Origin of the sequence: Galbibacter sp. PAP.153, from assembly GCF_037029175.1 — a bacterium.
Lineage (GTDB): Bacteria > Bacteroidota > Bacteroidia > Flavobacteriales > Flavobacteriaceae > Galbibacter > Galbibacter pacificus.
In genome coordinates this window covers 1-9,634 of record NZ_JAZEUN010000043.1, presented here as the reverse complement: position 1 = coordinate 9,634, position 9,634 = coordinate 1, and the positions used below count along the sequence as shown (strand labels likewise).

Here is a 9,634-nt window from a genome sequence, read left to right as displayed (position 1 = left end):
CCGATAAGGCGGATTTTTTGTGTTTTAAACTTCTATCTTATAAATACTTTCTATAAGTCCTCCACTTTTTTATAAGCTGTGGATTGTAATCTTTCCAAAGTGCCTGTACTTGGTTGTTGGTTTCCAACTCTGGATTGGTCTCCATTACTTTGGTTCCTTTTTTCAAGAATGTTTTATAGGTTTCATTAAAAATAATGGCAGTTAACCCTTTTCGCATGTATTCGGGTGCAATGCCAATTAATAGCAGTGTAACTTTATCGTTTTTCTTTTGTGCTTTCAATAAGTGATAAAAACCAAAAGGAAAAAGTTTTCCGTTTGCTTTTTGAAGCGCTTTTGCAAACGAAGGCATAATTACGGAAAATCCAACTAAATTATCATCTTCATCAGCAATAAGAACAACAAAATCGGGGTCTAAAAATTTTAAGTATTTGTTCTTGTAATGTTCTATTTGGTATGGCTTGATAGGTGTGAAAGATTCTAAATGCTGATGCGAGCGGTTCATTAAATCGAAAATCTTTTCGGCATAAGGCAATAAGGTCTTTGTATTTGGAATCTCAAGTAGCTTTAGCCTATATTTTTTCAGTAATAATTCTGAAAATTTGGCCAACTTATCAGGAACCGTCTCTGGAACAACAATTTCATATTCCTTCCAATCAACTTCTTTTTCAAATCCCGATTGCTCCACGAGTCCGGGATAGTATTCAAAGTTATAATTGGTGGGCATGCTGCCAATCCGGTCAAATCCTTCAATAAGCATCCCGGCCTTGTCCATATTGGAAAATCCTGCCGGCCCTTCAATATACTCCAGTTGTTTTTCCTTTCCAATGCTAAAAACCTTGTCGAAAAGGGCTTTACTGACTTCTGGATCGTCAATGGCATCAAACCAACCAAAACGAAGTTTGCTGTTGCCCATCTTTTTTACTTCGTTCCAATTAATAATAGCGCATACACGGCCTGCAATTTTATTGTTTTTATGGGCAAGGAAAAACCAGGCTTCTGCATCTTTAAAAGCCGGGTTTTTGTCTTTGTTGAAGTTGTTAAGTTCTTCTTTTATAATTGGCGGCACCCAGTTTTCGGAATCTTTGTAAAGTTCAAACGGAAACTTTACAAATTGTTCCAGCTCCTTTTTAGTAGTTACTTCTTTAACTTCAATCATATATTCTTAATCATTAATATCGATTTCTTCAAATGGATTTTTATTCTTTTTTCGTTTTTTCTTGGCTTCCTTAATAAACTCCTTGTCTTCATCAGAAACATTGTCTATTCTAGGCCGTGGATCTACATGGCGGTCCAGCCTGTAGGAAATCCCAATGGAACCGAATAAACGGGATGGGGTATCTTTTATATTAATACCCATGGATGCGTCTACCTGCAAGTTTTTATTAAACAGCCTAGCGGCACCGGCCCGAAAAATCCCATCGGCATATGCGTCGCTTTTATATCCTTGATTTTCTATAAATATGGAATAACGGGGGTCGGTAAAAGCATGTGTAAGGGTAATTATGTAGTTAAACATGGGGTCGTCTCCCGTAAACTTATCGTATATAAAATTCATGACCAACACCCAATTTGCCGTAAAATGGTTTTGTGTGGCTATCATTACTTTGGGGCTTATTTGCGGATCATCAGGGAAAAACGGGTTGTCTCCAAAATTAAAATTGGCTCCGGCATACACGGCAACCGCAGGAATTAAGTCTTTCCATTGTACATGGTGGTTTGCCTTCCAACTATACAGGTTTGGTTTGTTTTTCTCTGGATTTTTATAGGGATCGTATATTAAATATTTGGCGCCAATGGTGTTTTTGGTAAAGTTGCTTCTAGAATATTCAGTAGAAGGAGATACGGAATAATTTGTCATGTTTTCCTTTGTAAAAGTACCGTCGAGAATAATTTCAAGTTGTTCGAACAGCAGGCCATATCGAATGGCATAATCCATTCCATAACGGTTGGCTTCGGTTTCTAGCAAAGAATGTTCCATACGTTCGTAATAAAAGCCACCTTCTCCCTGGATTACATTTTTACCAACGGCAAAGGCACTGTAGGATGCTCCGGGACGGTTAGAATTTATAACATCGGTATATTGGGCGTTTACTTGTAGGGAACAAGTAACAAGCATAGCAGTTAAGTAATAAAGTTTTTTCATGTTAAATTGCTTTTCAATTAACGAAAATAATTTTTTTAAGGTAAACTATATCAAAACGACCCCGAAAAATATGTTGTTTACAGAATAATTATGACGAATGTTTTATATGAAATCGTATTTTTATACTTTTTATTATTTTTTTAAGGTTTTATATCCTGTTTTACGCTTAATCTATTGTATTTTTGAAAGTATTTTCAAAATAGAATTCAATGCAGTTATTAAGAACAATCTTAATCATACTTTTTGTTTGGTACGGGTTTAAAATCTTGTCCCGCCTTTTTGGACCATATTTGTTTAAGTATGCTTCCAAGAAGATGGAAAAGAAATTTGGCGAACAATTTGGGCAACAGCAACAGCAACATAAACAAGCACAGCAATATAGGGAAGGGGAAACAGTAATTGATAAAAAACCACAAAATACTGATTCAAAAAAATCTTCAGAAAAAGTTGGAGAATATATTGAATTTGAAGAAATTGACTAACTAAATTTAACTTTAATGACTGACCAATTAAGGAAAATAGTACCACATATTGTGGTATTTTTAGTTTTTATCTTAGCCTCATTAATATATTTTTCTCCGGTTCTTCAAGGCAAAAAAATATTTCAAAGTGATATTGCGCAATATATTGGAATGTCCAAAGAACGCAACGATTACAAAGAAAAAACAGGAGAAGAGTCCTATTGGACCAACAGTGCCTTTGGGGGGATGCCAACTTACCAATTAGGAGCCAATTACCCACACGACTATATAAAAAAACTGGATAAAACCATACGTTTTCTGCCCCGTCCGGCAGATTATCTGTTTTTATACTTTATTGGTTTTTACATATTGCTCTTAATGCTTAATGTAGATTGGAAACTGGCTGGAATAGGAGCATTGGCCTTTGGTTTTTCAACATACCTTATTATTATTTTAGGGGTTGGGCATAATGCCAAAGCGCATGCCATTGGCTATTTTCCTTTTGTGCTGGCCGGAATTTTACTTGCATTTAAAAAAAGGTACATAGCTGGTTTTTTGCTTACCGCTTTTGCAATGGCCCTGGAAATAAATGCCAATCACTACCAAATGACATATTATTTATTTTTGTTGGTCTTGGTAATGGGGATTGTATTTCTTATAGATGCTTTTAAGAAAAAACAGTTGCCACATTTTTTTAAAACTATAGGTATTTTGGCAGTTGCGGTAATTTTGGCTGTGGCTACAAATGCTACCAATTTAATGGCCACGCAGGAATATGCCAAATGGAGCACAAGGGGAATAAGCGACTTAACTATTAACCCCGACGGATCTCCAAAAGAAAACACAAGCGGACTAGACAAAACATATATAACACAGTATAGTTATGGACTTTTTGAATCGCTGGATTTATACGTGCCGAGACTACTGGGCGGTGGAAACGATGAAAAAATAGGCGATAACTCCAATACATATCAGTATTTAACAAAACAAGGTGTGCCTCCGGCGCAAGCAAAAGACTTTGTTGAAGGCCAAGCGGCGCATATGATGTACTGGGGTGCTCAACCCGGTACTGCGGGACCTGCGTATATTGGAGCAATTATAATTTTCTTGTTTGTGCTTAGTTTATTTCTGTTGAAAGGAAAGCTTAAATGGTGGCTGTTAATAGGCTCGTTAATCTCTTTGGCCTTGTCTTGGGGACATAATTTTAACCTGCTGACCAATTTTATGATTGATTACTTCCCATTATACGATAAATTCAGGGCGGTTACTTCCATACAGGTACTCCTTGAGCTGTGTTTTCCCATATTGGCAATTTTGGGGTTGAAAGAACTTTTAGACACTTCCGTAGAAAAAAAGGAAAAACTAAATGCCTTGAAGTGGAGCGTGCTAATTTCTTTGGGTACTTTAGTTGGGCTGTTTCTGGTCAAGGGAACGCTCGACTTTTCTCATGTAAACGATGCGTACTACCGTCAGCAGTTTGACCAAATGGGACTTAACCAGTTGATGAAAAGTATTAAGGAAGACCGTGCGGCCTTGTATACAAAAGATCTGTTTAGGAGTTTTGTTTTGGTTGCATTGGCGGCCGCGGCTGTTTGGTTATTAATGAAAGAAAAACTAAAAACCAACTATGCACTTTTAATAGTTGGCGTATTGATCTTGATAGATTTGGTAGGAGTGGACAAACGTTATGTAAACCAAGACGATTTTGTTTCGGCCAGGTATCTGGACAATCCCTTTCCAACTACCGCAATAGACAAGCAAATACTTGAAGATAAAGGATATTACCGGGTTTTTAATACCCAAGAGAGCATCAACGGGGCTTCTACGTCGTTTCTGCATAAATCCATAGGGGGTTATCATGCAGGAAAGCCTAAGCGTTTGCAAGATTTATTTGAATACCAAATAGCCAAAAACAATGTTGCCGTGCTAAATATGCTTAATGTAAAGTATATTATAAGGCCAAATGACAAAGGTGAATTGTATCCTGCAAAAAACCCGTATGCAAACGGATCTGCTTGGTTTGTCAATGAATTAAAAGCTACAAATTCTGCCAATGAAGAAATGGGTGCGCTGGACAGCCTGAATGTAAAAACAACTGCTGTTTTTGACAAATCTAAATTTTCTGAAATTGCCCCGGAAAGTTTCCATGTAGATTCTACGGCAACTATTGAGCTTACGGATTACAAGCCCAATATGCTTATGTATAAGGCAAACAATAAAAATGAAGGAGTGGCCGTTTTTTCTGAAATGTATTATCCACATGGCTGGAAAGTAACCATTGATGGCCAACAAACCGATGAATTTAGGGTTAATTACGCATTAAGGGCGCTAAAAATACCGGCCGGGACACATGAAATTGTATTTAAGTTTGATCCGCAGGTGGTAAAAACAGGAAGTACAATTACCTTGGCAAGTAACGTGTTATTGTTTTTATTGTTACTGGGCGGAATTTTTTACGGTTATAAACATACAAAGGAAACAGAGGCCTAAATTGAAACACCTTTCTTGTTGAGATAGACCTAACAATTCTTTTAATTTTAGTGAATGAAAAAAGTATTAATCATAACATACTACTGGCCGCCCGCGGGTGGGCCGGGAGTACAACGTTGGTTAAACTTTGCTAAATATTTACCCCAATTTGGAGTTACACCGGTGGTATATGTACCCGAAAACCCCGAATATCCAATGGAAGATGCTTCATTTGTAGCCGAAGTACCAAAAGAAGTAAAGGTGATAAAGCAACCTATATTCGAACCCTATAAATTGGCTTCAATCTTTTCAAAAAAGAAGACCCAACAAATCAGTAAAGGCATCATAACTTCAAAAAAACAGTCTTTTATGGAAAAGATGCTGTTATGGATAAGGGGCAATTTCTTTATCCCTGATGCCAGAAAATTTTGGGTAAAGCCATCCGTGGCATATTTAAGGTCGTATATCCAAAAAGAGGGCATAGATACTATTATTACAACGGGACCGCCACATTCGTTACATCTTATTGGGCTGCATTTAAAGAAGGAGCTAAATGTTAAATGGATAGCAGATTTTAGAGATCCATGGACAAATATTGGGTATCATTCCGAGCTTAAATTAAGCCGCAGGTCGCAACAAAAGCACAAAAAGCTAGAATGGGATGTTCTCGATAACGCCAATAGGGTTGTAGTAACCAGTTTTACCACTAAGACCGAATTTTCAACAATAACCAATACGCCCATAGAAGTAATTACCAATGGTTTTCTGGATGAAGAATTTGAAGCGGTTTCTTTAGACAATAAATTTACCTGTGCCCATATTGGGTCGTTATTGTCGGGCAGAAATCCTTTAATTTTATGGGAAGCAATAGGGGAATTGCTAAGCGAAAATAATGATTTTGCCAAAGATTTTCGCCTTCGGCTAGCCGGTGCAGTTAGTAATAATGTGCTGGAAAGCATTAAAAAATGTGGTATTGGAGCGCATTTGGAAGTTCTCGGCTACATTTCGCATAATGAAGCGTTAAAAATGCAACGGTCTTCCCAGGTACTGTTGTTGATAGAAATAAATGCTGAAAAGACACGGGGGATTATTCCCGGAAAATTATTTGAATATATGGCCTCCAAACGGCCAATTATGGCTATTGGCCCCGTAAAATGGGATGTTGAAAAGATTTTAAACGATACAAAAACAGGCTTTTATTTTAATTATGAAGAAAAAAATAAATTAAAGAAACAATTACTTTCCAGTTACGAGGCCTATAAAACTGATAAATTGTATGTAAATTCGGTTGGTGTATCAAAATATCACCGTAAAAACCTTACTTCGCATTTAGCAACCATTATTTAGTTATGGGCATAGTAGTTAATCAAACATTCAAAAATACCGTAGTAACCTATATTGGTTTTGCAATTGGTGCCCTGAACACCTTGTTTTTATATACCAATTTTTTAAAAGACGATTATTATGGTGTGGTGGCCTATTTGTTATCGGCGTCGAATATTATGATGCCAATTTTGGCATTTGGGGTTCAAAATGCATTGATAAAGTTTTATACTTCTTATAAAGATAAAAATGAGCAAAGCGCCTTTACTGCATTCATGCTTTTATTGCCTTTGGTTATTATTGTTCCCGTGGGGATTTTGGGAGCCGTTTCTTACGATTGGATTGTTTCTTACTTAACTCAAAAAAACGAAATCCTTCAACCGTATGTATGGACCATATATGTTTTAGCTTTTTCCATGGCCTATTTTGAAGTTTTTTACGCTTGGGCAAAAGTTAATATGAAATCGGTTTACGGAAATTTTTTGAAAGAAGTTTATCACCGGGTTGTGGTAATGGTGCTTCTGTTTATGGTGTTTTTCAATATTTTATCGGTTCAAGGCTTTATATATTCCATGATGGGCGTCTATTTTTCAAGGATGCTCTTAATGCTCATAAGTGCCTATTTGCTTAAAAAACCCGTATTTATATTTAAGCTGCCCGCCAATTATGGCAATGTGTTAAAATACTCGTTCCTTATTATTTTAGCGGGTTCAATTGCAGCAGTTTTGTTGGATATAGATAAGGTAATGCTGGGGATGTTTAAAGAGATAGAAAACATAGCCTATTACAATGTAGCCGTTTTTATTGCGGTTGTAATTGCCGTTCCCGCCAGGTCGATGCACCAAATTGTATATCCAATAACGAGCAGTTTGTTAAATGGCAGGAACTTTAAGGAACTGGACGTACTTTATAAAAAAAGCTCCATAAACTTATTTATTATAGGCGGCTTTATTTTTCTATTGATTTTGTTGAATATTAATGAAATGTACAAGTTGTTGCCAAGCGAGTACAGCGGAGGGGTAACGGTGGTGTTTTTAATTTCCTTGGCGAAGCTGTTCGACAATTTAATTGGAAACAACAATGCAATTATTTTTAACTCGGATTATTACCGGATGGTACTTTTCTTTGGTGTTTTTTTAGCTTTTATAACAGTTTTGCTTAATATGATATTTATCCCGCTTTGGGGCATCAACGGGGCTGCTTTTGCAACATTTTTTGCTTTTTCAATCTACAACGGGGTAAAGCTTTATTTTGTAAAGGTAAAACTTGAAATGCAACCGTTTACCATTAAAACCTTTAAAACGGCTATGCTGATTATAATTACGTTGGCCATTTTTTATTATTGGGACTTTAATTTTAATCCAATAATCAACATTGTATTAAAGTCGGCGCTAATTGGTATTTTCTTTGGGGGAATGATTTATAAGTTAAAACTTTCGGAAGATATTAATTCCTTGATCCATAAATACATTAAGATAAAAAGCCCGTAAGTGCAATACTTACAGGCTCTTATTAACGAACTATTTAACTAAAATTGTATTAGCCCCTTCCGCCACTTCTACTTGATCCAGAAGAAGATCTAGATGAAGAAGACCTAGACGATGAAGATCTTGTTGCAGAAGAAGACCTACTACTTGAAGTAGATCTAGGGGAACTTACGTTTGTTGACCTTGAGCGGTTATTGCCCGAAGATGCACTGCTAGATCTGGAACTGCTTCTACTTGCGCTGGGATAAGAATTACCGCTACTTCTTGAAGCTCTTGAGCTTGAAGAATATGTTTGTGTGTTTCTGTTTCCCGAAGCAGAACTCCTAGCAGTTGAATTTCCCGCAGAAGACCTGTTGGAATACCTCGTGGAACTAGAGTATCCTTTTGTAGGGGTGGTATTTCTACTATTGGTGCTTGTGGACCTGGAATAACTATTCCGGGTATTTCTAGCAGTATTGCTGCTATTTCTAGCACTTGGGGTAGAAGACCTGGTTTTTTCGTATGTCAAGCTTCTGCTCCTTACGCTATTGGCCACTTGCCTGTCGTTTCTTACACTTACCCTTCTGTCGTTTGTATATACAGCCCTTCTGGCATTATTTTCTTTATAATGATATGTTCTTCCAACACTGGCATAAGCCCTTCTGTTATTATTTCTATATGGCTTGTAATAGGTATACCTAACAGGTCTGTAATACCTCCTGTATGGTTGGTAATATACCAGGCAGTAGGCAGGTCTTGGCCTTACAAAATATCTGTAATAAGGCCTGTATACGTACACCCTGTTATATACATTGATGTATCCGGTACTGTAATTGTATACGCCGTTTGAATTGAAATAAATATTTAGACCACCAATCCTATTTACATAATTTCCTTGATAATAGATGTTAATGCCCCCAATTCTGGAAACACGTCCATAAAAATCGTAATAAATAGGAGTGTTCTCTATTTGAATCACGGCCCCATAATCATCATATTGAACATAAGCATCGTAGCTAAATCCAGAGTTAAAAGTTATATTTACATTCCCTGTATTTACACTTGCCCCAATGTAAGAAGGGTTGTCTATATAAAAATCGAATTCGCCATTGGGAAAAACAGAAAATGTAATACCGTTTTCCACAAATATAAAGGAGTCTCCGTAACCGTTACTAGGGCTATAAGTGCTATTGTTGTCCGTGCTTGCAAATCCTAGATTGGAACCAAGAAAAACAGACACAAAAAAGATATATAAATACTTCATAATTTCTAGGTTTTATTCCCGCTAATTGGGAGTTATTGCTATCCGGCCTAACCGGATTTCATTCGTTTAATTATAAAAACCTCGTTGGTTTGTAAGGTAATTATTAATTGTTGTTACATAAGAATCAAACTGCGTGCCAAAAATTAAAGGTGAATGATTCGTGCGGTGCATATTACTGAAAATGTTACCGTTAAAATATTTTTTTATTTATGAAGTGAATTTTAGAAACCCAAAAAATAGATGGCAGTTTAAATAACACAGCAAACCACTAAAAAAGTATCATCTAAAACTTTTTTTGATGAAGTTGCCAAAAACAAGAAAACCCCGCTTATGCTATGCATAGAATGCGGAGTTTTCTCAACTAACCAACCAAAAAAAATTCAACTATGAAATTTAATTGGATTGATTCAAACAGTATGCCAAAAAATGAGCATAGCGTAATTTTAACTAAATATTTGGTTTTTAATGTGTTAAAATAGGTGAGGGTTCGTTGTTGTTAATACATATG

Annotated in this window: 7 protein-coding genes; 4 read left to right on the top strand and 3 right to left on the bottom strand. The window is 36.4% G+C overall.

Annotated features, from left to right (window positions below; genetic code table 11):
• Window positions 1–37: 37 nt before the first annotated feature.
• Together UXI14_RS17830 and UXI14_RS17825 are read right to left on the bottom strand one after the other, a co-directional pair.
• The gene (locus tag UXI14_RS17830) at window positions 38–1,156 is read right to left on the bottom strand and encodes a GTP cyclohydrolase (protein ID WP_277899130.1); all 1,119 of its coding nucleotides are present in this window, start codon (window positions 1,154–1,156) and stop codon (window positions 38–40) included.
• A gap of 6 nt (window positions 1,157–1,162) precedes the next feature.
• The gene (locus UXI14_RS17825; RefSeq protein ID WP_335967326.1) at window positions 1,163–2,143 is read right to left on the bottom strand and encodes a transporter; all 981 of its coding nucleotides are present in this window, start codon (window positions 2,141–2,143) and stop codon (window positions 1,163–1,165) included.
• 209 nt (window positions 2,144–2,352) lie between these two features.
• On the opposite strand from UXI14_RS17825, the gene UXI14_RS17820 reads away from it, so the two are divergent.
• The 4 genes from UXI14_RS17820 to UXI14_RS17805 are packed head-to-tail and all read left to right on the top strand — an operon-like array spanning window position 2,353 to window position 7,886.
• The gene (locus UXI14_RS17820; RefSeq protein ID WP_277899132.1) at window positions 2,353–2,625 is read left to right on the top strand and encodes a DUF4834 family protein; all 273 of its coding nucleotides are present in this window, start codon (window positions 2,353–2,355) and stop codon (window positions 2,623–2,625) included.
• Between the two features lie 15 nt (window positions 2,626–2,640).
• A complete protein-coding gene (locus UXI14_RS17815; protein ID WP_335967325.1) occupies window positions 2,641–5,094 on the top strand; it encodes a YfhO family protein in 2,454 nt (817 codons plus the stop codon).
• Between the two features lie 54 nt (window positions 5,095–5,148).
• A complete protein-coding gene (locus tag UXI14_RS17810; RefSeq protein WP_335967324.1) occupies window positions 5,149–6,420 on the top strand; it encodes a glycosyltransferase in 1,272 nt (423 codons plus the stop codon).
• Window positions 6,421–6,422: 2 nt separating this feature from the next.
• Window positions 6,423–7,886, top strand: coding sequence for an oligosaccharide flippase family protein (locus UXI14_RS17805; protein ID WP_335967323.1), 1,464 nt, complete (start codon window positions 6,423–6,425; stop codon window positions 7,884–7,886).
• A 49-nt stretch (window positions 7,887–7,935) separates the two neighbouring features.
• On the opposite strand, the gene UXI14_RS17800 is transcribed toward UXI14_RS17805, so the two are convergent.
• Window positions 7,936–9,126 carry a hypothetical protein gene (locus UXI14_RS17800; RefSeq protein WP_335967322.1) on the bottom strand — a complete coding sequence of 397 codons (1,191 nt, stop codon included), beginning with the start codon at window positions 9,124–9,126 and terminating at the stop codon, window positions 7,936–7,938.
• Window positions 9,127–9,634: the final 508 nt, after the last annotated feature.